Origin of the sequence: Pantoea sp. EABMAA-21, assembly GCF_030053335.1 — a bacterium.
Taxonomy (GTDB): Bacteria; Pseudomonadota; Gammaproteobacteria; order Enterobacterales; family Enterobacteriaceae; genus Pantoea; species Pantoea communis.
On sequence record NZ_JASGBX010000008.1, the window covers coordinates 172,253 to 194,359 of the forward strand.

At 54.6% G+C, this 22,107-nt stretch carries 21 protein-coding genes; 9 read left to right on the forward strand and 12 right to left on the reverse strand.

Translation table 11 applies throughout. The features are described 5' to 3' along the window. Positions 1–292 precede the first annotated feature (292 nt). From yidA to dnaA, 9 genes are all read right to left on the reverse strand, one after another. On the reverse strand, positions 293–1,102 hold the full coding sequence (gene yidA, locus QMZ65_RS13940; RefSeq protein ID WP_283216200.1) for a sugar-phosphatase: 810 nt from the start codon (positions 1,100–1,102) through the stop codon (positions 293–295). 88 nt (positions 1,103–1,190) lie between these two features. Then, positions 1,191–2,480, reverse strand: coding sequence for an MFS transporter (locus QMZ65_RS13945; RefSeq protein ID WP_058961707.1), 1,290 nt, complete (start codon positions 2,478–2,480; stop codon positions 1,191–1,193). Further along, a complete protein-coding gene (locus QMZ65_RS13950) occupies positions 2,477–2,971 on the reverse strand; it encodes a NanQ anomerase/TabA/YiaL family protein (protein WP_058961706.1) in 495 nt (164 codons plus the stop codon). The genes QMZ65_RS13945 and QMZ65_RS13950 overlap by 4 nt, the downstream gene beginning before the upstream one ends. A gap of 72 nt (positions 2,972–3,043) precedes the next feature. Continuing rightward, complete coding sequence (locus QMZ65_RS13955) at positions 3,044–3,967, reverse strand: dihydrodipicolinate synthase family protein (RefSeq protein WP_283216201.1); 924 nt, start codon at positions 3,965–3,967, stop codon at positions 3,044–3,046. A gap of 44 nt (positions 3,968–4,011) precedes the next feature. Beyond that, positions 4,012–5,208 (reverse strand): PfkB family carbohydrate kinase, encoded by a 1,197-nt coding sequence (locus QMZ65_RS13960; protein WP_182056766.1) that lies wholly within the window; start codon positions 5,206–5,208, stop codon positions 4,012–4,014. Positions 5,209–5,407: 199 nt separating this feature from the next. Continuing rightward, complete coding sequence (gene gyrB, locus QMZ65_RS13965) at positions 5,408–7,816, reverse strand: DNA topoisomerase (ATP-hydrolyzing) subunit B (RefSeq protein ID WP_034830003.1); 2,409 nt, start codon at positions 7,814–7,816, stop codon at positions 5,408–5,410. Positions 7,817–7,833: 17 nt separating this feature from the next. Further along, a complete protein-coding gene (recF, locus tag QMZ65_RS13970) occupies positions 7,834–8,919 on the reverse strand; it encodes a DNA replication/repair protein RecF (protein ID WP_034830004.1) in 1,086 nt (361 codons plus the stop codon). Positions 8,920–9,098: 179 nt separating this feature from the next. After that, positions 9,099–10,199 carry a DNA polymerase III subunit beta gene (dnaN, locus tag QMZ65_RS13975; protein ID WP_283216202.1) on the reverse strand — a complete coding sequence of 367 codons (1,101 nt, stop codon included), beginning with the start codon at positions 10,197–10,199 and terminating at the stop codon, positions 9,099–9,101. A 5-nt stretch (positions 10,200–10,204) separates the two neighbouring features. After that, a complete protein-coding gene (gene dnaA / locus QMZ65_RS13980) occupies positions 10,205–11,605 on the reverse strand; it encodes a chromosomal replication initiator protein DnaA (RefSeq protein ID WP_097118427.1) in 1,401 nt (466 codons plus the stop codon). 232 nt (positions 11,606–11,837) lie between these two features. On the opposite strand from dnaA, the gene QMZ65_RS13985 reads away from it, so the two are divergent. From QMZ65_RS13985 to QMZ65_RS14015, 7 genes are all read left to right on the forward strand, one after another. Continuing rightward, a complete protein-coding gene (locus tag QMZ65_RS13985; RefSeq protein WP_166933364.1) occupies positions 11,838–12,014 on the forward strand; it encodes a hypothetical protein in 177 nt (58 codons plus the stop codon). Between the two features lie 191 nt (positions 12,015–12,205). Beyond that, entirely contained in the window at positions 12,206–12,346 is a 141-nt protein-coding gene (rpmH, locus tag QMZ65_RS13990; RefSeq protein ID WP_000831330.1) for a 50S ribosomal protein L34, read from the forward strand. Positions 12,347–12,360: 14 nt separating this feature from the next. Next, entirely contained in the window at positions 12,361–12,720 is a 360-nt protein-coding gene (gene rnpA / locus QMZ65_RS13995; RefSeq protein ID WP_034830013.1) for a ribonuclease P protein component, read from the forward strand. After that, positions 12,684–12,941: a membrane protein insertion efficiency factor YidD gene (yidD, locus tag QMZ65_RS14000; protein WP_007893564.1), complete on the forward strand. Its 258-nt coding sequence runs from the start codon at positions 12,684–12,686 to the stop codon at positions 12,939–12,941. The genes rnpA and yidD overlap by 37 nt, the downstream gene beginning before the upstream one ends. Before the next feature lie 2 nt (positions 12,942–12,943). Continuing rightward, positions 12,944–14,590 (forward strand): membrane protein insertase YidC, encoded by a 1,647-nt coding sequence (yidC, locus tag QMZ65_RS14005; RefSeq protein WP_283216203.1) that lies wholly within the window; start codon positions 12,944–12,946, stop codon positions 14,588–14,590. A gap of 141 nt (positions 14,591–14,731) precedes the next feature. Next, a complete protein-coding gene (mnmE, locus tag QMZ65_RS14010; RefSeq protein ID WP_283216204.1) occupies positions 14,732–16,096 on the forward strand; it encodes a tRNA uridine-5-carboxymethylaminomethyl(34) synthesis GTPase MnmE in 1,365 nt (454 codons plus the stop codon). A 175-nt stretch (positions 16,097–16,271) separates the two neighbouring features. Then, positions 16,272–16,862, forward strand: coding sequence for a malonic semialdehyde reductase (locus tag QMZ65_RS14015; protein WP_160833306.1), 591 nt, complete (start codon positions 16,272–16,274; stop codon positions 16,860–16,862). A 43-nt stretch (positions 16,863–16,905) separates the two neighbouring features. Here the strand turns inward: QMZ65_RS14015 and QMZ65_RS14020 are convergent, their stop codons facing one another. Further along, positions 16,906–17,415, reverse strand: coding sequence for a flavin reductase family protein (locus QMZ65_RS14020; protein WP_034830017.1), 510 nt, complete (start codon positions 17,413–17,415; stop codon positions 16,906–16,908). Positions 17,416–17,706: 291 nt separating this feature from the next. On the opposite strand from QMZ65_RS14020, the gene QMZ65_RS14025 reads away from it, so the two are divergent. Further along, on the forward strand, positions 17,707–18,456 hold the full coding sequence (locus tag QMZ65_RS14025) for a 4'-phosphopantetheinyl transferase family protein (RefSeq protein WP_097118425.1): 750 nt from the start codon (positions 17,707–17,709) through the stop codon (positions 18,454–18,456). 31 nt (positions 18,457–18,487) lie between these two features. Here QMZ65_RS14025 and QMZ65_RS14030 read toward each other — a convergent pair whose 3' ends face one another. Beyond that, the gene (locus QMZ65_RS14030) at positions 18,488–19,801 is read right to left on the reverse strand and encodes an NCS2 family permease (protein WP_034830020.1); all 1,314 of its coding nucleotides are present in this window, start codon (positions 19,799–19,801) and stop codon (positions 18,488–18,490) included. Between the two features lie 150 nt (positions 19,802–19,951). Between QMZ65_RS14030 and yieH the strand changes: the two genes are divergently transcribed. Then, positions 19,952–20,611 carry a 6-phosphogluconate phosphatase gene (yieH, locus tag QMZ65_RS14035; RefSeq protein WP_160833305.1) on the forward strand — a complete coding sequence of 220 codons (660 nt, stop codon included), beginning with the start codon at positions 19,952–19,954 and terminating at the stop codon, positions 20,609–20,611. Between the two features lie 229 nt (positions 20,612–20,840). Here yieH and QMZ65_RS14040 read toward each other — a convergent pair whose 3' ends face one another. Further along, complete coding sequence (locus QMZ65_RS14040; RefSeq protein WP_097118423.1) at positions 20,841–22,079, reverse strand: MFS transporter; 1,239 nt, start codon at positions 22,077–22,079, stop codon at positions 20,841–20,843. Positions 22,080–22,107: the final 28 nt, after the last annotated feature.

Here is a 22,107-nt window from a genome sequence, read left to right on the forward strand (position 1 = left end):
TACCCGATTAAATCAAGCTGAGTGTGAGTTGGGGCATCAATTATGACGGATCAGTGTGCCCCAGGCAGAAACTTAGAAGCTCGCTCGTTGGGTGATCATTCATGGTGAAGCAATGCGCACCGGGTGGAAACGAGACTGATCGTTCGCGGGTTCATTATTTATGAAGTATGAATAGCTGCTTCACGGAAACCGTAACGATCATTCGTCGTGTCGGCATTGATGGCGACCGATGGACATTTGCAGAATGAATTCAGAGAGGCGGACAGCAGCACGCTGCCCGCAAAAGAAAGGATTACAGCACCAGCTCTTCAATGGCATGCGCGACGCCATCTTCCAAATTGGTTTTGGTCACGAACTGCGCAATGTTTTTGACTGAATCAATGGCATTACCCATCGCCACGCCGGTTCCCGCGTACTCAATCATCGCCAGGTCGTTTTCCTGATCGCCAATCGCCATCACTTCCGACTGCTGCAGGCCGAGTTTGTCCGCCAGCATTTTCACGCCGTAGCCTTTGTTGACCAGTGGATTGAGAATTTCGAGGTAGTACGGCGCACTTTTCAGGATGGTGTAGCTGTCACGGGCACGCGCAGGCAGGCCAGCAATCGCTTTATCCAGCAAATGTGGCTTGTCGATCATCATCAGTTTCGGGAAGCGAGTGGCCGGGTCCATCTCTTCTACCGCGCGGTAGCGAACCGGAATGCCGGTCAGGCTGGCTTCATGGATGGTATATTCGCTGATGTCTTTATTTGGCGTGTAGAGGAAAGATTTGTCGAATGCCTGGAAATGCACGCCGAGGTCGCGCGCCAGCTGTTCCAGATAAAGATAGTCATCAAAGCTCAGCGTTTTTTCTGCCACCACATCGCCGCTATCCGCGCTGTGCACCAGCGCACCGTTGTTACTGATGCAATACTGGCCGGGCTGCTGCATATCGAGTTCCATCAGATAGCGCTCAATGCCCACCAACGGACGACCGGTCGCCAGCACAATGGAAACGCCTTTATCACGCGCACGACCAATCGCCGATTTCACCGCCGCCGTCACTTCGTGCTGCGGGTTGAGCAGCGTGCCGTCCATATCGATCGCAATCAATTTTATCGCCATAACATCCTCGGTTAAGTCAGAGTTTGTTTAATGCTAGCGCGATTCAGCTCACATTGACCAGTTAATCGGCAACGGACGGCACTTCAGGCTATTTTGCGGTCAGCGGCTTGCGGACAAACAAGCCATAGCTCAGCGCACCCAGCATTAGCAAGCCCGCTCCCAGCAAGAACACGTTGGTAAATTTGCCGGTAGTATCCAGGATGATGCCCGTGACAATGGGTGCCATTGCTGCGCCGAGGAAGCCACCAAAGTTCTGAATCGCACCAAGGGAAGCCACCTGAGATTTTGGTGCAATATCACTGGCAAGCGTCCAAAGTGCCCCTTGTGGCATCTGCGAACAGAAGTAGCCCATGGCCAGCAGGCCAATTGCCAGTGGCGTACTATCCACGAAGGGGATCGGTGCCACGAAGCAGGCGGCCAATGCTGCGCCAGTCACAATCGGAACTTTACGCGCGGTGATTGCCCGCACACCGCGACGCACTAATCGATCGGACAGCATACCGCCCACCAGCACGCCTAAAATGCCGGCGAAGAATGGAATCGAGGCGATCCAACCAGTGGCTTTGAGACTGAAACCCAGGGATTTTTCCAGATAGCCGGGCAGCCAGGTGAGATAGACCCAAATAGTGAACATGATGGAGAAGTTGCCGATCACCATAAACCAGGTGGTGCTATGGCGGAACAGTGCGCCCCAACTGGCTTGTGCCTTCTCTTCTGGTGCAGCGACACTGCGCTGCCCGGCATGCAGCAAAGCATCTTCACGCGCTTCTGGATCACGATAAAACTTCCACCACGCCAGCAGTAATGGGATCCCCATTAAGCCAATGGCGACAAACATGCCGCGCCAGCCGAATGTCAGCAACAGTACGGTCAGAATCGGAGGGGCAATCGCATTTGCGATTTGCGAACCGGTATTGATGATCGCCGTGGGTAAGCCTCGCTCGTTATCACCAAACCAGCGATGGGTGATCTTAATGCCCGAAGTGAAAAACGGCGATTCGGCGATCCCTAACATCATGCGTAAGCCATAGAAGAAGCTGTAGCTGTTCACAAACGCCGCCAGCACAGTAAACGTGGACCATAAGCCAAGCGCCCATGAAAACATTTTCTTCGGGCCAAACTTATCCACCAGCCAGCCAGCGGGTAAATTCGCCAGCGCATAAGGCCAGAGGAACGCGGAAAGTAACAAGCCCATTTCCGTTTGAGAGAAACCAAATTCAGCGGCAATGGTGGTGTTGGCAATGCTCAGGTTGGCGCGATCAAGATAGTTAACCACCGCTGCCAACAACAGAAGGAGGACGATGCCCCAGCGCAGTTTACCTATGGTTGTCGGCTGGGTAATGGTCGCATCAGATAAGGTATGCGCAGAAGGTTTCATGACGCCTCCTGCGGTGCAGTAAACAGGTCGAGATGGATTTTAATCACTGCTTTGCGAATGCGCTGTACTTCGGGCGCGGCACAGCATGGGCGATGCACATCGTGCGGGAAAAACAGCGCGAATTGGCCAGGCGTTAAGGTAATCATCGATTCATTGATGGTGTCCTGATAAAACACCACATCTCGTTCATTGCGCAAATCTTCAGTAATGACATGCTGCGGATGCGCACGCGCCACGCCGATATTTTCACGTCCTTCCAGTAAATATTGAATATCAACATAGTTAAAGTGCGACTCCGCACGGCGCGCACTCGCCGGCTCGGTCTCCATTTCCTGCACCAGACAGAACATCTGGTTGTTGGGCAGTAAATCGTATTTCCCTGCTTCCAGCTGGCTGAAATCGGTATCCGCAATCCAGCGAATAGCCTGGTCAACTATGGGATGAAAAGCGTGGCGCTCGCGCGTCCAGTCCAGTCGATCGCATACAATCATGATGTCTTCCCGTGTCGTTATCGTTAGAGGGTTCAGGTACAGCGGGAGGATAAGCATCCTCCCTGAGAGGTGTTATTTGGCTACACGTGGCTGCCACAACGCACTGCCATCACGGATTTGATCGAGCAGCACGCTCAATCCCCAGAATTTTTCCAGCACGTTGTCTTTGTTCACCCGGCAGTGCTCACTGGCAAACGTGCCCAGTCGCTGGTGATAAATCTTGGCGTTTTTTGGATAGCCGAGCGTTTCAGTCACAGCGCTCAGCGACAGGAACAGCGACAGTTCATGGGCTTTTTCCGGCTGCTGTGCGCCATGGTGATAAAGCCAGTGATATAAGCCCGGGTGGAAGTTGGTGAACACACCGCTGAAACCTTTGGATCCCGCTTGCATCGCCGGCCAGGCAATCGCGGCATTCGCATTGATAATGGCCAGTGGCGTGCCCTGAGCCAGTTTGACGCGGCGCTCAACAGTTGGCAGATCGCAGCTCACATCTTTCAGCACCACAAAACGGCCACTATTGGCGCAGAAACTGAACTCTTCATCACTCAACAGTCGACGATATGGCGCCGGGCACTCATAAAGCCCCAATGGCATGTCTGCGGGTAACGATTCCAACAGATGATTGAGATGGGTATAGAATGCTTCGCTGCCCTGATTTTGAGGATCGAGGTGGTTGGTCACCAGGACCAAAGCATCAATCCCGGTATTGGCCATAGCCTGCAGCTCTTTAGTTTGCTCTGCCAGATCATCACTGATATGGCCTGAGGCGATAACGGGCACACGGCCTTCTACTTTCTGTACCACAAAGCGAGCCAGTTCTACTCGCTCCTCAAGGCTGAGATACTGCATCTCACTCGACTGGCACACCGCGAATAGCGCATCCACGCCCTCTTTTAAGTACCAGCTAATTAGCTTTTCCAGGCCGGAATAATCAATCTGGTTATCTGGGGTAAACGGGGTCAGCATGACCGGTACAATGCCTTCAATCTTTTTCATCATCTCTCCTGCCAGCGAAAGGCCGCTGTGATTAGTTATCTGGTTTATCGTTGTTGAAGTCGGGTCAGCACCTGCTGACGATCGGGCATGTTGCTTGCCCCTTCTCGTTCAACAGCGAGCGAAGCAAAAGCAGAGGCCCAGGTCGCCGCTTGCAGCAAGCTTTGGCCCTGAGCGAGTGCCGCCGCCAACGCGCCGTTGAAGGCATCGCCCGCGCCCGTGGTATCCACGCTGAGCGCAGGAAATGCCGGAATATGGTGAAATTGTTGGTTATCAAACAGCAGTGCACCGCGCGATCCCATGGTGATGATCACCCTCCGCGCGCCCAGTGCGACAATGGCCTGAGCAGCCGCGCGTGCGCTGGGGACATCATGGATTTCAATGCCAGACAGACGCGAAGCTTCGGTTTCATTCGGCGTGAGTACATCAATCATCGGCAGGCAGCTCACCACGTCAGGGGAAAATGGCGCAGGGTTCATAATGACGCGCACGCCCATGGTGTGTGCGAGACGGATGGCGCTGCGGGTAGCTTCAAAGTTGTTTTCCAACTGCAGTAGCATCACATCCGCATCGGTTAATTCATGCGTGAGTTCAGCAATCTCTTCGTCGGTAATGGTTTTGTTGGCACCCGAATAGATGGCAATCATGTTCTCGCCATTTTCTTGCGAGACATAAATGATGGCGCTGCCCGTGGGTTCGGTATCGGTCTGATAGAGACGAAAGGAGTGAATGTCGGAAGCGGAGAGATGATCGAACGCAAACTGGCTGAATTGATCGGTACCGACTTTGGCCACAAAATGGACGCGCGTACCCGCACAGCTAGCGGCCATCGCCTGATTGGCGCCTTTACCGCCAGGCCCCAGCGTGCTGCCTAACGCCATCAGTGATTCGCCACTTTGCGGAAACTGCGCCACTTTCGCCACGATATCGACGTTAAAAGCACCAAGAATGCAGACTTTCCCCTGCTTACCGGATGACTTTATCTGGCCTTTACGTGACTGCAGGCGTTGTAGCAACACCTCAAAGTTGCCGCTTTCGCTGATGAGCTTTTCCTGCAAATTGCGGCGTAACGCAATCGCTCCACCATAGCAGCGCTGCACTAAGCCCTGCTGTGCCAGTGCACTGAGATCGGTACGAATGGTTTCTCGTGTCACGCCTAACTGGCTTGCCAATCCATTAACCGTGACCCGTTCGTGCTCATCCAGCCATTGCAAAATCTGGCTACGTCGTTCTTCCAAAAACATGCGTTTCCCTCCGTTTCGCTCGCAAGCGTAAGGGAGACAACTGTTTATGAAAGTGATGCGGATCTCAGCACTCGGGAAAAAACGGAAGCAAACAAAAGCGAATGCAGATGTTTTTCAAGGAAAAAGAAGATTGTCAGGCGGATAACAAAATAGGGGGAATAAAAAACCCTTCCCGATTGGGAAGGGTTGATGTGACAAATCAGATATCGATGTTAGCGGCTTTCAGCGCGTTCTCTTCGATGAAGGCGCGGCGCGGTTCAACCGCATCGCCCATCAGCGTGGTGAACAGCTGGTCAGCCGCGATGGCGTCTTTGATGGTGACGCGCAGCATGCGGCGGCTGTCTGGATCCATGGTAGTTTCCCACAGCTGCTCTGGGTTCATCTCGCCCAGACCTTTATAGCGCTGGACTGACAGACCACGGCGCGACTCTTTCACCAGCCACTCAATTGCCTGCTCGAAGCTGGTCACTGGCTGACGGCGATCGCCACGTTCGATAAACGCATCTTCTTCAATCAGGCCTCGCAGCTGCTCGCCCAGACCACAGATTTTACGGTATTCCGGTCCATCAATGAACTCGCTGTCCATCGGATAGTCGGTATCAACGCCGTGCGTACGCACACGCAATACCGGCTCGAACACGTTCAGTTCGCTGTTGGTGCGTACGTGCGCCATATAGCTGCTGCCGTGCGCTTCGCGCTCGCTCAGGTATGCGACTAAACCTTCAATCCAGCCTTTAACTGCGGCTTCATTGCTGAGATCGCTGAGGGTTGGATGGTAGATCAGGCCACGCAGCATTGCCGTTGGGAAGCGACGTTCCATACGCTTGATCATGCGCTGGGTGCTGTTGAAATCACCCACCAGATTTTCCAGCGGCTGGCCGCCGAGCGCCGGTGCGCTGGCGTTGGTGTGCAGTGTTGCGCCATCCAGTGCGATAGCGATCTGGTACTGATCCATCGCTTCGTCATCTTTAATGTATTGTTCCTGCTTGCCTTTCTTCACTTTGTAAAGTGGCGGCTGAGCAATATAAACATGACCACGCTCGACGATTTCCGGCATCTGACGATAGAAGAAGGTCAACAGCAGCGTACGGATGTGCGAGCCATCGACGTCGGCATCGGTCATGATGATGATGCTGTGATAACGCAGTTTATCCGGGTTGTATTCGTCGCGACCAATACCACAGCCGAGTGCGGTGATCAGCGTCGCCACTTCCTGAGAGGAGAGCATCTTGTCGAAACGCGCTTTCTCCACGTTGAGGATTTTACCTTTCAGCGGCAGGATCGCCTGGTTCTTACGGTTACGTCCCTGCTTGGCAGAGCCGCCCGCTGAGTCCCCTTCCACAAGGTAAATTTCAGACAGCGCAGGGTCACGTTCCTGGCAATCAGCCAGCTTGCCCGGCAGACCAGCCAAGTCCAGCGCGCCTTTACGACGGGTCATTTCACGGGCGCGGCGCGCCGCTTCACGTGCACGCGCGGCATCGATAATTTTGCCAACCACGATTTTCGCGTCTGACGGGTTTTCCAGCAGGTATTCGCTCAGCAGTTCGTTCATCTGCTGCTCAACCGCGGATTTCACCTCAGAAGAGACCAGTTTGTCTTTGGTCTGTGAGGAGAACTTTGGATCCGGCACTTTCACCGAGACCACAGCAATCAGGCCTTCACGCGCATCATCACCGGTGGCGCTGACTTTGGCTTTTTTGCTGTAGCCTTCTTTGTCCATATAAGCGTTCAGCGTACGCGTCATTGCCGCACGGAAGCCCGCAAGGTGCGTACCGCCATCGCGCTGTGGAATGTTGTTGGTGAAGCAGTAGATGTTTTCCTGGAAACCATCGTTCCACTGCAGCGCGACTTCCACACCAATGCCGTCTTTCTCGTTAGAGAAATAGAACACGGTTGGGTGAATCGGGGTTTTATTCTTGTTGAGGTACTCAACAAACGCCTTGATGCCGCCTTCGTAGTGGAAGTGGTCGCTCTTGCCGTCACGCTTGTCTTCCAGACGGATAGAAACACCCGAGTTCAGGAAGGAGAGTTCACGCAGGCGTTTCGCCAAAATGTCATACTCGAACTCCACCACATTGGTGAAGGTTTCGTAGCTCGGCCAGAAACGGACGCGTGTACCGGTGGTTTCAGTATCACCGGATACCGCCAGCGGTGCCTGCGGCACACCGTGCTGGTAAATCTGCTGATGCACTTTACCTTCGCGGCGAATGGTCAGTTCCAGCTTCTGCGAAAGGGCGTTAACCACTGACACGCCCACGCCGTGCAGACCACCGGACACTTTATACGAGTTATCGTCGAATTTACCGCCGGCGTGCAGCACGGTCATGATCACTTCTGCCGCAGACACACCCTCTTCCGGGTGAATGCCGGTCGGAATACCACGGCCATCATCCTGAACAGACACAGAATTGTCCGCATGGATGGTGACGACGATGTCACTACAGTGACCCGCGAGCGCTTCGTCGATTGCGTTATCCACGACCTCGAATACCATGTGATGCAGACCGGTGCCGTCATCGGTATCACCGATATACATACCCGGGCGTTTGCGTACCGCATCAAGCCCTTTAAGGACTTTGATACTTGAGGAGTCATAAGAATTCGACATCAACGTTTCTCGCTCATTTAATCTTCAGGTTGAACCGCTATTTTACCCTGTTCCACGCGGAACATCTTGCCCTTTTCGTCACTCATGTCGATTACATGTTCGACACCAATGGCGCTGACAAATACCTGAGCCTGCGTGGCTTTCAGGCGCTCGGCCAGCAACCGACGACGCGAATCGTCCAGCTCCGAGGCAAAGTCATCAATCAGGTACAAACAGCGACGTCCGCTGCTGCGAGTCAGATACTCGCCCTGCGCTAAACGCAGAGCACACATCAGCAGCTTTAATTGACCGCGTGAGAGTAAATCTTCCACCGGCGTGCCTTCCGCACGGATGCGAAAATCCGCTTTGTGCGGGCCGCTGGCGGTATAGGTGAGCGCGCGATCGCGCTCGAAATTACGTTCCAGCAGTTCGGCAAAGTCGCTCTCTTTATCCCAGCCGCGCTGAAACGAAAACGACAACTCAAACTCTGGTAAAAATTGACTGCAGGTAGCGATGATCTCTTTCGAGATCGCCGCACTGTACTCGGCTCGCCACTGGCTAATCTGTTCGGCCAGCGGCACCAGTTCCTGATCCCACGGGCGAATTTGGCTGTAACGCGAAACTTGTCTCAGCGCGGCGTTACGCTGTTTCATCAGACGCCGTAGATTATTCCAGGCATTGAAGAAACCGGGTGCGGAGTGAAAGCATCCCCAATCAATATAGGCTCTACGGTATTTGGGGCCGCCGTTGAGCAAAGTAAACCCTTCCGGCGTGATCAACTGCATCGGCAGCAATTGCGCCAGCTCCGCCACTTTATGACCGTCACTGCCGTCGATGCGCACTTTGCTATCACCGGCGCGATTTTTGGTCAGCCCCACGGCCAATTCGCGCTCACTGCCTTCAATTCGTCCGTGCAGGACAAACGCATCCTGATCGTGACGAATGACGCGTCCAGCCTGCAAACTGCGAAATGCGCGGCCATGTCCGAGGGTGTAGATAGCCTCCAGCACGCTGGTTTTACCGCTGCCGTTAGCACCCACGAGGAAATTAAAGCCTGGTGCCAGCGTGAGATCGGCCTGCTCGATGTTGCGGAAATCTTTAATCAGGAGGCGGGTTAAAGCCATGAACGAATCCAGCTGCGCATTAAGAAGTGGTTTTCACCTAACCCTGCCATCGAGGGCGTTAACGGCGAAGCTCGTTTGCTCACGGCCAGCGCGCAGTCCCTGGGAGCATACTGAAGTATGTGACCAGGGACGAGCACTGCCCGGGGGCAAAATAGCGAGTAAGTTAGCCCGCTATAAAATCACAAGCGCATTGGCATGACGACGTATGCCGCCGCTGGGCTGGCAACGTCTTCAATTTGCACACTCGAAACCGAATCGGTCAGCAGCAAACGCACGTTTTCGCATTTCAGCGCATTCAGCACATCTAACACGTAACTCACGTTAAAGCCGATCTCCAGTTCAGTGCCGCTATACGACACATCCAGCATCTCTTCCGCTTCTTCCTGTTCAGGGTTATTGGCGGTGATCTTGAGCTGACTTTCGGTGATATAGATACGAACACCGCGGAACTTCTCATTCGAGAGAATCGCTGCACGGGCAAACGCCTGCTTCAGCAGATCGCAACCGGCCTCCAGCGCTTTATCCGGGTTCTTCGGCAATACGCGGCGATAATCAGGGAAACGTCCATCAACAAGCTTAGAGGTGAAGATGAAGTCACCAACGTGCGCGCGAATGTTGCTGCTGCCGATCTGCACCTGCAGCGGAGTCTCGCCGCCATCCAGCAGACGGACTAATTCAATCACGCCTTTACGTGGCACGATCACCGAATGGTTAGGCAACGCCTGGCCAATCGGCATGGAGCAGACTGCCAGACGGTGACCATCAGTAGCGACGGTGCGTAACTCTTCACCTTCAGTCTCAAACAGCATGCCGTTGAGGTAGTAACGCACATCCTGATGCGCCATTGAGAACTGGGTCGCTTCGATCAGACGTTTCAGCGTGGCCTGCGGCAAGGTGAATTCCACCTCGCTCTGCCAGTCATCCAGATTAGGGAAGTCAGTGGCGGGCAGCGTCGATAAGGAAAAACGGCTACGGCCAGAACGCACCAGCATTCTGTCACCTTCCAGCGTCAGGCTAATTTCCGCCCCCTCTGGCAAACCGCGACAGATATCGAGGAATTTACGCGCGGGCACGGTGGTCGCACCGGGCTCGTGGGGCTGCGTTAATGCAACGCGGGCCACCATCTCCATTTCCAAATCGGTGCCGGTCAGACGCAGTACGCCTTCACTCACCTGCAACAGTAAATTTCCGAGGATCGGTAAGGTCGGGCGTCCACCAAGCGGGCCGCTAACCTGTTGCAGTGGTTTCAGCAACTGCTCACGTTCTACAATAAATTTCATATGCGTCAGGAAGATAATGTTCGAATGAGGTTAGAGAAATCTTCTTTGATGTCGTGGCTCTCTTCACGCAACTGCTCAATTTTACGGCAGGCATGGAGCACGGTGGTATGATCGCGGCCACCAAACGCATCGCCAATTTCCGGCAGGCTATGGTTGGTCAACTCTTTCGCCATTGCCATTGCCATCTGACGCGGACGTGCCACCGAGCGCGAACGGCGCTTCGACAGTAAATCCGCGACTTTGATCTTGTAGTATTCGGCCACCGTTTTCTGGATGTTATCGATGGTGACCAGCTTTTCCTGCAGCGCCAGCAAATCCCGCAGCGCTTCGCGCACGAAATCGATGGTGATCGCGCGGCCGGTAAAGTTGGCATTGGCGATGACGCGGTTCAGCGCACCTTCCAACTCACGCACATTGGAGCGCAGACGCTTGGCAATAAAGAAGGCGACTTCTCCCGGCAGGCGGATATCGTTTTCATCCGCTTTCTTCATCAGGATCGCCACACGCGTTTCCAGCTCAGGCGGCTCGATCGCGACGGTTAATCCCCAGCCAAAGCGCGACTTCAGGCGATCTTCAACACCATTGATCTCTTTAGGATAGCGATCCGAGGTCAAAATGATCTGCTGATTGCCTTCCAGCAGGGCGTTAAAGGTATGGAAAAACTCTTCCTGCGAGCGCTCTTTATTGGCAAAGAACTGAATGTCATCGATCAACAGTGCATCGACGGAGCGGTAATAACGCTTAAATTCTTCAATGGCGTTGTTCTGCAGCGCTTTTACCATGTCCTGCACAAAACGTTCTGAGTGCATGTAAACCACTTTGGCATTCGGCTTGCGCGCAATAATGCCATTTCCCACTGCATGTAACAGGTGAGTTTTACCTAAACCGGTTCCGCCATAAAGGAAGAGCGGGTTGTAAGCGCCACCAGGGTTATCCGCCACCTGACGTGCCGCCGCGCGCGCCAGTTGGTTAGATTTACCTTCAACGAAGTTATCGAAGTTATGGCGGTTATTCACATTTGAGCGGTAGGTGACATCCGCCGGGGCGGGCACTGAGTCCCAGCTTGGACGCAAGATTTGCGCCGGAGCAGGACGGTTTTCAACAGGAGCAGGGGTGCTGTAAGCCGCCATGGCTGGCTGGCTGGTTGCAACCTGCGCAGCCGGGCGCGTGCCCACTTCAAAACGCAGCAAAGGCACATTCGGACCGCAGAATTCATTCAGCAGCCCATTAATACTATTGAGATATTTATCCCGAACCCAGTCGAGTACAAACCGATTTGGTGCATACAAGGTCAGCGTATTGTCGTTTAATTCAGCTTGCAGCGGACGAATCCACATGCTGAATTCGGTGGCAGGAAGCTCATCCTGCAAACGGGCAAGACACTGTTGCCAAAGCGTAAGTGACACGGCGGACTCCACTCGTACAAAATCGATAAGAATTTCAGGCGCTAATAATAGAAACTGTCTTTTTTGACACAGGCGATCAGAAAGCGCCTGCGACCGCTATCCGCGGTAGTCATCCCTGGCGATCGCAGTGAGGATCGTCAGCGGAAGGGCGGATCATAGCGCAAAGCGGCACAGAGATCTTCCCTTTCTACACAGTTTTGATCCAATTTATCCACAGGCTAGTGAAGCGCTAATGAGTTTACGCTTTCTGTGGAAAAAGCGAGCGGTGATCTTGCTGAAAGAGGCAATTTTTCTGGTCGCCTCTCGTTTCCGCGCAATAAATCTGCAAATTGATCGCAAGAAGATCCTGCGCGATCCTTGCGCTTTACCCTATAGCCCGTATAATTCCCCACCCGGCATTATTGCGTGAAGCCTTGATGCCCGGAATCAGCGGGCTGTATCTGGTTTCCAGGTGCCGCGAACTGCGAAGTAAATTGACTCTGGACTGTACAATTATTACAATCCCGCCTCTTTATTAAAGACACATTGAGGCGTAGGTCGATTTACTGGCCCGAAAACGCGTCACCCAGTGAAAATTTTCAAGTTTAGGTAGAAATCGCCATGAAACGCACTTTTCAACCGTCCGTACTGAAGCGCAACCGTTCACACGGTTTCCGTGCTCGTATGGCAACAAAAAATGGTCGTCAGGTTCTGGCACGTCGTCGTGCTAAAGGCCGTGCTCGTTTGACCGTTTCTAAGTAATAAAGCTAACCCTCGTGGTTAAGCTCGCATTTCCCAGGGAGTTACGTTTGTTAACTCCCACTCATTTCACTTTCGTCTTCCAGCAGCCACAAAGAGCCGGTACGCCGCAAATCACCATCCTCGGCCGCCTTAACTCGCTGGGGCATCCCCGCATCGGTCTTACCGTCGCCAAAAAGCATGTGAAACGCGCCCATGAACGCAACCGGATCAAGCGATTGACCCGCGAAAGCTTTCGTCTGCGCCAACATGAGCTGCCTGCGATGGATTTTGTCATCGTGGCGAAAAAGGGGATTGCTGACCTCGATAACCGTGCGTTAACGGAAGCGTTGGAGAAATTATGGCGTCGTCACTGTCGCCTGGCTCGCGGCTCCTGATCGCCCTGATACGCGTTTATCAACGCGCCATCAGCCCACTACTTGGACCTCATTGTCGGTTCCATCCCACCTGCTCGCAGTATGGGATTGAGGCATTACGCCGTTTCGGCGTCGTAAAAGGTAGTTGGTTGACGATAAAACGCGTATTAAAATGCCACCCTTTGAACCCGGGTGGTGACGATCCTGTGCCGCCAAAAACCTTTGATACCAGAGAACATTAACGATGGATTCGCAACGCAATCTCTTTCTCATCGCTTTTCTGTTCGTGTCTTTTATGATCTGGCAAGCCTGGCAGACGGACCACGCTCCGCAGCCACAGCAGACTCAGACCACGCAGAACACAAGCAGCGCAGCGGGTGATGCCGCCTCTTCCGGCGTGCCGGCTAGCGGTCAGGGCCAAACGATCACCGTTAAGACTGATGTCCTGTCACTCAGCATCAATACTCGCGGTGGCGATATTGAGCAGGCACAGCTGCTGACTTACCCGGACAAACTGGGTTCAGACGCACCGTTCCAGTTGCTGGAAACCACCCCCGCCTTCGTTTATCAGGCGCAAAGTGGCTTAACCGGTCGTAATGGCCCGGATAACCCGAACAATGGCGCTCGTCCGCTGTTCACCACCACTCAGGATCACTTCGAGATGGCCGATGGCCAGACCGAGCTGCGTGTACCACTGACCTGGACCGATGAAAAAGGTGTGGTTTATACCAAAACCTTCGTGTTCAAGCGTGGCGACTTCGCGGTTAACGTTGACTACAACATCAATAACGCCTCGCAGCAGCCGCTGGAATTGTCGATGTTCGGTCAGTTGAAGCAGACCATTGATCTGCCGAAGCATCGTGATACCGGCAGCAACAACTTTGCCCTGCACACCTTCCGTGGCGCAGCGTACTCGACCAGCGAAGCGAAATACGAAAAATACAAATTCGATACCATCGCGGATAACGAGAACCTGAACGCGACCACCAGCAATGGTTGGGTGGCGATGCTGCAGCAGTACTTCGCTACCGCCTGGGTGCCACGTACTCAGGGTAACAACACCCTTTACACCAGCAACCTCGGTAACGGTGTTGCGGCAATCGGTTATAAATCTTCACCGGTGACCGTGGCAGCAGGCGCACAGCAAGACCTGGGCGCGACCCTGTGGTTGGGGCCAGAAATCCAGGACAAGATGGCCGCTATCGCGCCTCACCTGGATCTGACTGTAGATTACGGTTGGTTGTGGTTCATCTCTCAGCCACTGTTTAAGCTGCTGAAGTTCCTGCACAGCTTTATCGGTAACTGGGGCTTCTCGATTATCGTTATCACCTTCATCGTTCGTGGCATCATGTACCCGCTGACCAAAGCGCAGTACACCTCCATGGCGAAGATGCGCATGCTGCAGCCGAAGATTCAGGCAATGCGTGAGCGTCTGGGCGATGACAAGCAGAAGCAGAGCCAGGAAATGATGGCGCTGTACAAAGCAGAGAAAGTGAACCCGCTGGGTGGCTGCTTGCCGCTGGTTATCCAGATGCCTATCTTCCTGGCCTTGTACTACATGCTGTCAGGTTCGATTGAACTGCGTCATGCACCGTTCATTCTGTGGATTCATGACCTTTCCGCGCAGGATCCGTACTACATTCTGCCGGTTATCATGGGTATCACCATGTTCTTCATCCAGAAGATGTCACCGACCACCGTGACCGATCCGATGCAGCAGAAGATCATGACCTACATGCCGGTTATCTTTACCGTGTTCTTCCTGTGGTTCCCTGCGGGTCTGGTGCTGTACTACATCGTCAGTAACCTGGTGACCATCCTCCAGCAGCAGCTGATTTATCGCGGGCTGGAAAAACGTGGTCTGCACAGCCGCGACAAGAAGAAAGCGTAACGTCTGACTGCAACAGCAGCAGCGTATACTCAAGGGGCGGCATTTATGTCGCCCTGTTTTTTTTCAAAATTTGTACCCTGAATAATTCGAGCGCAGCCAACGCCGCTGCAGCTTGAAGTATGACGGGTAAGAGAGAGAATCATGAGCCACAGCGATACTATCGTTGCCCAGGCGACACCTCCCGGCCGTGGCGGCGTCGGCATTCTGCGTATTTCCGGCGCCAAAGCCGCTGACGTCGCGCAAGCCGTGCTCGGCAAATTGCCGAAACCGCGTTATGCCGACTACTTGCCATTCAGCGATGCGGATGGCAGCGTGCTGGATCAAGGGATTGCGCTGTGGTTTCCAGGCCCCCACTCTTTCACCGGCGAAGATGTGCTGGAGCTTCAGGGTCACGGCGGCCCGGTGATTCTGGATCTGCTGCTGAAACGCATCGTGGCGCTGTCGGGTGTACGCATCGCTCAGCCGGGTGAATTCTCCGAACGTGCGTTCCTCAACGACAAACTCGATCTGGCGCAGGCGGAAGCGATCGCCGACCTGATCGACGCCAGTTCAGAGCAGGCCGCGCGTTCCGCCGTGAATTCACTGCAAGGCGCATTTTCCCTGCGCATCAATACACTCGTGGAAGCACTCACTCACCTGCGCATCTACGTGGAGGCCGCTATCGACTTCCCGGATGAGGAGATCGATTTTCTGTCTGACGGCAAAATCGAAGGTCAGCTTAATGCGGTGATCGGCGATCTTGATAACGTGCGCGCCGAAGCGCGTCAGGGCAGCCTGCTGCGCGAAGGAATGAAAGTGGTGATTGCTGGTCGTCCTAATGCCGGTAAATCCAGCTTGCTGAATGCCCTCGCCGGTCGTGAAGCCGCGATTGTCACCGATATCGCTGGCACCACGCGTGACGTGCTGCGTGAGCATATTCATATCGACGGCATGCCGCTGCACATCATCGATACTGCGGGGCTGCGTGAAGCCAGTGATGAAGTTGAGCGAATTGGAATTGAACGCGCCTGGCAGGAAATCGAGCAAGCCGATCGCGTGCTGTTTATGGTGGATGGCACCACCACCGACGCCACCGAAGCCGCTGCTATCTGGCCCGATTTCGTGGCACGTTTACCGCCACAACTGCCGATTACTGTGGTGCGTAACAAAGCCGATATGACCGGGGAAGTGCTGGGTCTGACAGAAGTGAATGATCACTCACTGATTCGTCTCTCTGCGCGGACGGGGGAAGGCGTGGATGCACTGCGCGACCATCTGAAACAGAGCATGGGCTTCTCTGGCAATATGGAAGGTGGCTTCCTGGCACGCCGACGCCATCTGCAGGCGCTGGAGTTAGCTGCCACTCACTTACAGCAGGGCAAAGACCAGCTGCTGGGTGCATGGGCCGGTGAACTGCTGGCGGAAGAGCTGCGTCTGGCGCAGCAAGCACTGAGCGAGATCACCGGTGAGTTCACCTCCGACGACCTGCTCGGCAGGATTTTCTCCAGCTTCTGTATTGGTAAGTAGTCTTTACCCTGTTTCCCCCATCATTGTTTGGTTGGGGGAAACATGCGTCTTTGTTATTTGGCACCCCCTCTCCTTTGCAGTATAACGATCGCTGGCCCGTGCTAAAGCGTATCGGCCTCACCCACGATTCATGCTAAACATTAGGCGCAAGTTGCTGCCTGAACAGGAGAGAAACATGAGTACACCGCTCGACAGCGTGGCGCTGAACGCGCTGTTCAATGACGCTCGCACCCACAGCTACTGGCAGGACAAACCGATTTCTCACGAAGTGCTGCAGCAACTCTATAGCCTGACCGCGCTCGGCCCGACTTCAGCCAACTGTTCACCAGGACGGTTCGTGTTTGTCACTTCGCAGGAAGGCAAAGAGAAGCTGAAACCTGCGCTCTCCTCCGGCAACGTGGACAAAACCATGGCAGCACCGGCAACGGTGATCGTGGCGTGGGATCCTGAGTTCTATGAAGCGCTGCCCAAACTCTTCCCGCACGGTGATGCGCGTAGCTGGTTCACCAGCAGCCCGGATTTGGCTAAAGAGACGGCTTTCCGCAATAGCAGCCTGCAGGCAGGATATTTAATTCTGGCGGCGCGTTCGCTGGGGCTGGATGCCGGCCCGATGTCCGGTTTTGACCCGTCAAAAGTCAATGAAGCCTTCTTTAGCGAAAGCAAATGGCAGGTGAATTTACTGATTAATCTGGGCTATGGCGAAGCCAGCAAACTGCATGCGCGTTTACCGCGTCTCGGCTTTGATGAAGCCTGCAAATTTGCCTGATTGATTCCAGGCGTCGGGCATTGCGCGACGCCTGTCACTCACATTAACCCAGCGAGTGAAAACCGCTGTTGAAATAGACCATCGGCTCCGCCGCTTCACCTGGCAGTGAAATGCCAACGATGCGCGCCAGCAGCACGCTGTGCGTATTCCACTCCACCACTTTCTCCAGCTGGCAGTCAAAACTCACCAATGCATCAGCCAGCACCGGTGCACCGGTGTTCAGCGTTTGCCACTCACCGCTCTGGAAGCGTTCTGCGCGACGTGCAGACTGACTGAACTGCGCGCATAAATCGTCATGCTGTTCTCGCAAGACGTTCACAGCGAAATGGCCAGCATTCACAAATGCGTCGTGGCTGGATGCACTACGGTTAACACACACCAGCAAGCTTGGCGGCTCAGCAGCCAGTGAGCTAACGGAGGTCGCAATCAGACCCAGCTTTTCGCCCTGAAACTCAGTGGTCACTAAAGAAACGCCTGCGGTCAGGCGGCGCATACCATGACGAAATTCATCAAGTGAGATTGATTCCTGGCGAGTAAGTGAAGTTACTGACATAAAAAAACTCCGACGTGCATGCTGCTGCGATGGGCACGATTATCTTGAGGTGGATTGTTCACGCACTTAGATGTGCTTTTGGTTGCCCAAATCCTACACTACCTCAGACTTTACGGCACCCTATCCGCGCAAAATCAGCAAAAGCGTTATATGCAAATTCAACTGATGGGATTAGCCGCCGCTTCGGTCTTATCTGATTTTTGGTCATTCCATGTTATGCCGGATGCAAACCTCTGAGAAAATTCCTACAATAGCGCTGATGATTATCTGACCATTTTCACGGAGCGACAGATGGCTAGTCATTTTGTACGTTGGATGGGTAACTCGCCGCTCTCTTCAGAGCTGTTTCGGGTTCCACAGGATGTGATTAACAGCGCCGAGCGCTTCCCTGACAAGCGCCGTAGCCGTTTTCTCGCCGCACGCGAATTGCTGGCTCAGCTGATGCTGCGCGTCTATGGCATTCGTGAACTGCCGCCGCTCATCACCACCAGCAGCGGACGCCCTTGCTTTGCCGATCCCAACCTCCCTGACTTCAGCATTGCGTACGCCGGTAATATGGTCGGTGTGCTGCTGGCGGAAGAAGGCGGACGTGCGGGGTTGGATATGGAGATTGTCCGCGCCCACAGCCGTCAGACGCAGGACACGCTCACGCAGGATCTCTCATCGGGTGAGAAAGCGTGGATCAACGCGCAGCAGGATTTTATGGAAGCGGTGACGCAAATCTGGACGCTGCGCCAGAGCATCCTCAAATTAACCGGTGAAAGTGAGAACGGTGCCGGTTCGCTGCAGTTGCACCCTGCTGCCGGCCGTCTGCGCTCCAGCGTATTTCCGGATATTCAGGCGGTCTGTGATGCCGAGCCGATGCTGGTGTGGTCGTGCGCGCTCTCTCCGGGCACTGAGCGCTTATGCCTGTGGGAGATTGATGCACAACAGCAATGGCAGCCATTGCGCGACGTTGAAATGAGCAAACCGAATATTGGCCCGCGCTCGCTGCGTCTGACCAGCCTCACTCCCACCCCCCAGGAAATCGGACATCTCTAACAAAACAGGCCGCAATCGCGGCCTGTTGTTTTTAGTGCGCGTCGATAAACGCGATTTTTAGCACAAACAGCAGGGCAACAATCACCACGCACGGGCTGATTTCACGCCAGCGTCCTGTGCCAAGCTTCATCACACAGTACGAGATGAAGCCCAGCGCGATACCTTCGGTGATCGAGAAGCTGAATGGCATCATCGCCGCCGTGACAAACGCCGGGACCGCTTCGGTGAGATCGTCCCAGCGCACGCGTGACAGTGACGCCGTCATCAAGACTCCCACATAGATCAGCGCACCTGCTGCCGCATAAGAAGGCACCATCGCGGCCAGGGGTGACAGGAACATCACCAGCAGGAACAGAATCCCGGTGATGACCGCCATCAAGCCGGTACGGCCACCAATCGCCACGCCGGAAGAGCTTTCGATATACGCCGTCACTGAAGAGGTGCCGATGAGCGAACCGGTCACCGAGCTGATGCTATCAACATACAGCGCCTGCTTCATACGCGGGAAAGTGCCCTTTTCATCGGTCAATCCGGCCTTATCGGTGACACCGATCAGCGTGCCGGAAGAGTCGAACAGGTTGACCAGCATAAAGGAGAAGATCACTCCCGCCATGCCGATGTTGAACGCCCCTTTAATATCGACCTGACCCACCACCGATGTCACTGCCGGCGGCGCGGCAAACACACCGCTGAATTTCACATCGCCAATGGCTAAGCCAATCGCCGTGGTGACCACAATCGATACCAGCACCGCCGCGTGGATATTGCGTGAGGCCAGAATCGCGATAATGAAGAAGCCCAGCGCCCCCAGCAGTACGCTATGCGAGGTCAGGTTCCCGACCGTCACAATGGTGTCGGCATTCGGCACGATGATACCGGCGTTTTTCAGGCCCATCATGGCGATAAACAGGCCGATACCGGCGGTGATGCCGACGCGCAGACTCATCGGGATATTAGCAATCATCCAGTAGCGCACACGCAACAGCGTGAGGATCAGCAGACCCAGTGCGCCCCAGAAGATCGCGCCCATACCAACCTGCCATGAATAACCCATCGCGCCGACCACCACAAACGCGAAGAAGGCGTTCAGCCCCATCGCCGGTGCCAGCGCGACCGGCAAGTTCGCCACCAGCCCCATCAGGATGCTACCAAAGGCCGCTATCAAACAGGTGGTGACAAACACCGCCTGAGTATCCATGCCTGCGGCGCCCAGAATTTGCGGGTTTACAAAGACGATATACACCATCGTCAGGAAAGTCGTGAAACCGGCGATCACTTCGGTGCGCGCGGTTGTGCCGTGTTCCTGCAGCTTAAAGATGCGCTGCAACAAGCCCTGATTGTTCATTCAACTGTCCCGGAAAAAAATTTATCGCCGCGTATCCTATAGATTTTAGCGCAGCAAAACACTGATTATTCGCAAACGGTTGCTGGGGTCGCTTTCTACGCTCAGTGCGCTAGAGTGTCAGCTGGCTGTTTAATAAAAGGATGATGTGCGATGTCAGTTGAATGTGTGTTTTTCGATTGCGACGGTACGCTGGTCGACAGTGAAGTGATCTGTACGCAATCCTACGTCAACACCTTTGCCCAATACGGTATTGAGCTCTCTTTGCAGCAGATGTTTGAGCAGTACAAAGGGGTAAAGCTCTATGACATCGTGCGGGATGTACTGGCGCAGCATCAGAAAGAGGTGCCGTTAGACGAGTTCGAAACGGCGTATCGTGCTGATGTCGCCCGCCTGTTTGACCTCGACCTAAAGCCGATTGCCGGTGCCAAAGCGCTGGTGGAAAGCGTGAAAGTGCCGATGTGCGTGGTCTCGAACGGGACAGTGAAGAAGATGCAGCACTCGCTGGGTTTAACCGGCATGCTGCCATACCTCGAAGGTCGGCTGTACAGCGGTTATGACATTAACCACTGGAAGCCCGATCCCGAGTTGATGTATCACGCGGCGGAGCAAATGCAGGTGCCGATTGAGAAGTGCATTCTGGTGGATGATTCAGAAGCCGGTGCGCGTGCGGGGATCGCGGCGGGCATTCCGGTATTTTACTACTGCGCTGATGCGCACAATCCGGAGTTGGATCATCCGCTGGTGACGCGCTTTGATGATATGACGCAACTGCCCGCACTGTGGCGCGCACGGGGTTGGGATTTGGTGTAAACCCAGGGCGTCATGAATGTCGCCCCTGCAGAAACCGGCGCACGATGTCCGGGCAATGCAGGATGCAAATCGACTGACCCCAAAAGTGTTACCTCTGTGGTCGGTCTGATCTGTTACCTCTGTGCCCGGTGGAACCTGGTGCTGCCTCTACAGAGGCCGATGTGCGATTTTGATCTGTTCGCAGATCTAATAGGGTGCGCATTTATGCGCACCAGGTAACCTAAACGCCTTAGCCAATCGCGCCCAGTGAATCCTCGTTGCTCTGCTTCTTCGGCAGCAGGAACAGGGTGGCAACAATATCCAGCAGGTAAATCAGCGCCAGCAGCGTGATCGCCGCGGTAAACGAGATTTGCGCCGCCAGCAGGCCAATCACCAGCGGACCAAAACCGCCGACACCGCGTCCAAGGTTGAACAACACGTTCTGCGCAGTGGCGCGCGCCTGCGGTGGGAAGGTGTCCGAGATCAGCGCACCGTAGCCGCCAATCATGCCATTCACAAACATCCCCATGATCGCACCAGTGAACAACATCACAGTAGGATCGCGCAGCTGCGCATACACCACCACCATCACCACCGCGCCAAACTGGTACAGCAGGAAAATCTTCCAGCGCGCGAAGCGATCGGCCAATACGCCAAACAGCCAGATACCAAAGGTCATACCGACCACGGTCACCGCCGTCCACAAGCCGGATTTGGTCAGGCTAAAACCAAAGCTGGATGAGAGGTAACTTGGCATCCAGATCATCAGACCGTAATAACCGAAGTTCTGCACTGAGCAGAGGATGAAAATCCCGAGGCTGGCTTTACTGGTGGCGCGGTCGGCGAACAGCAATTTGATGCGCGCGGCGAATGACAGCTGCGGCGTCTTCTCAACGTGACGCGTGAAGCCTTCCGGCTCGCCCATGCTACGGCGAATCACAAACGACACCAGTGCAGGCAACAGGCCCACCAGGAACATGCCGCGCCAGCCGATCACACTCAGTAGCGGCGGAGTAATAAACGCCGCCAGCAGCACACCGAGCTGCCAGCCGATGCCGACCCATGCCGAGGCGCGATTACGCTTCTCCTTCGGCCAGGCTTCCGCAATCAGCGCCATGCCAATACCAAACTCACCGCCTAAGCCCACGCCCGCCAGCGTGCGATAGGCCAACAGATCCCAGTAGCCCTGCGCCACCGCGCACAGCCCGGTGAAGATGGAGAACATCAGGATCGTCACGGTAAGAATACGGATACGACCATAGCGATCGCTGAGATGACCAAACACAATGCCACCGATCACCGCGCCGATCAGCGTCCAGGTGACCAGCGAACCGGCCTGAGAGGGATCGAGCGCCAGCGAGACGCTGATCGCCGGTAACATAAAGCCCAGAATTAACAGATCGAAGCCGTCCATCGCATAGCCACTAATGGCAGCAACCATCGCTTTTGCCGGCGTCACGGCGTTTTTTTTCGTTATTGGGGAAGACATTTAACAGCACCTGGCAGAAAAAAGTGCG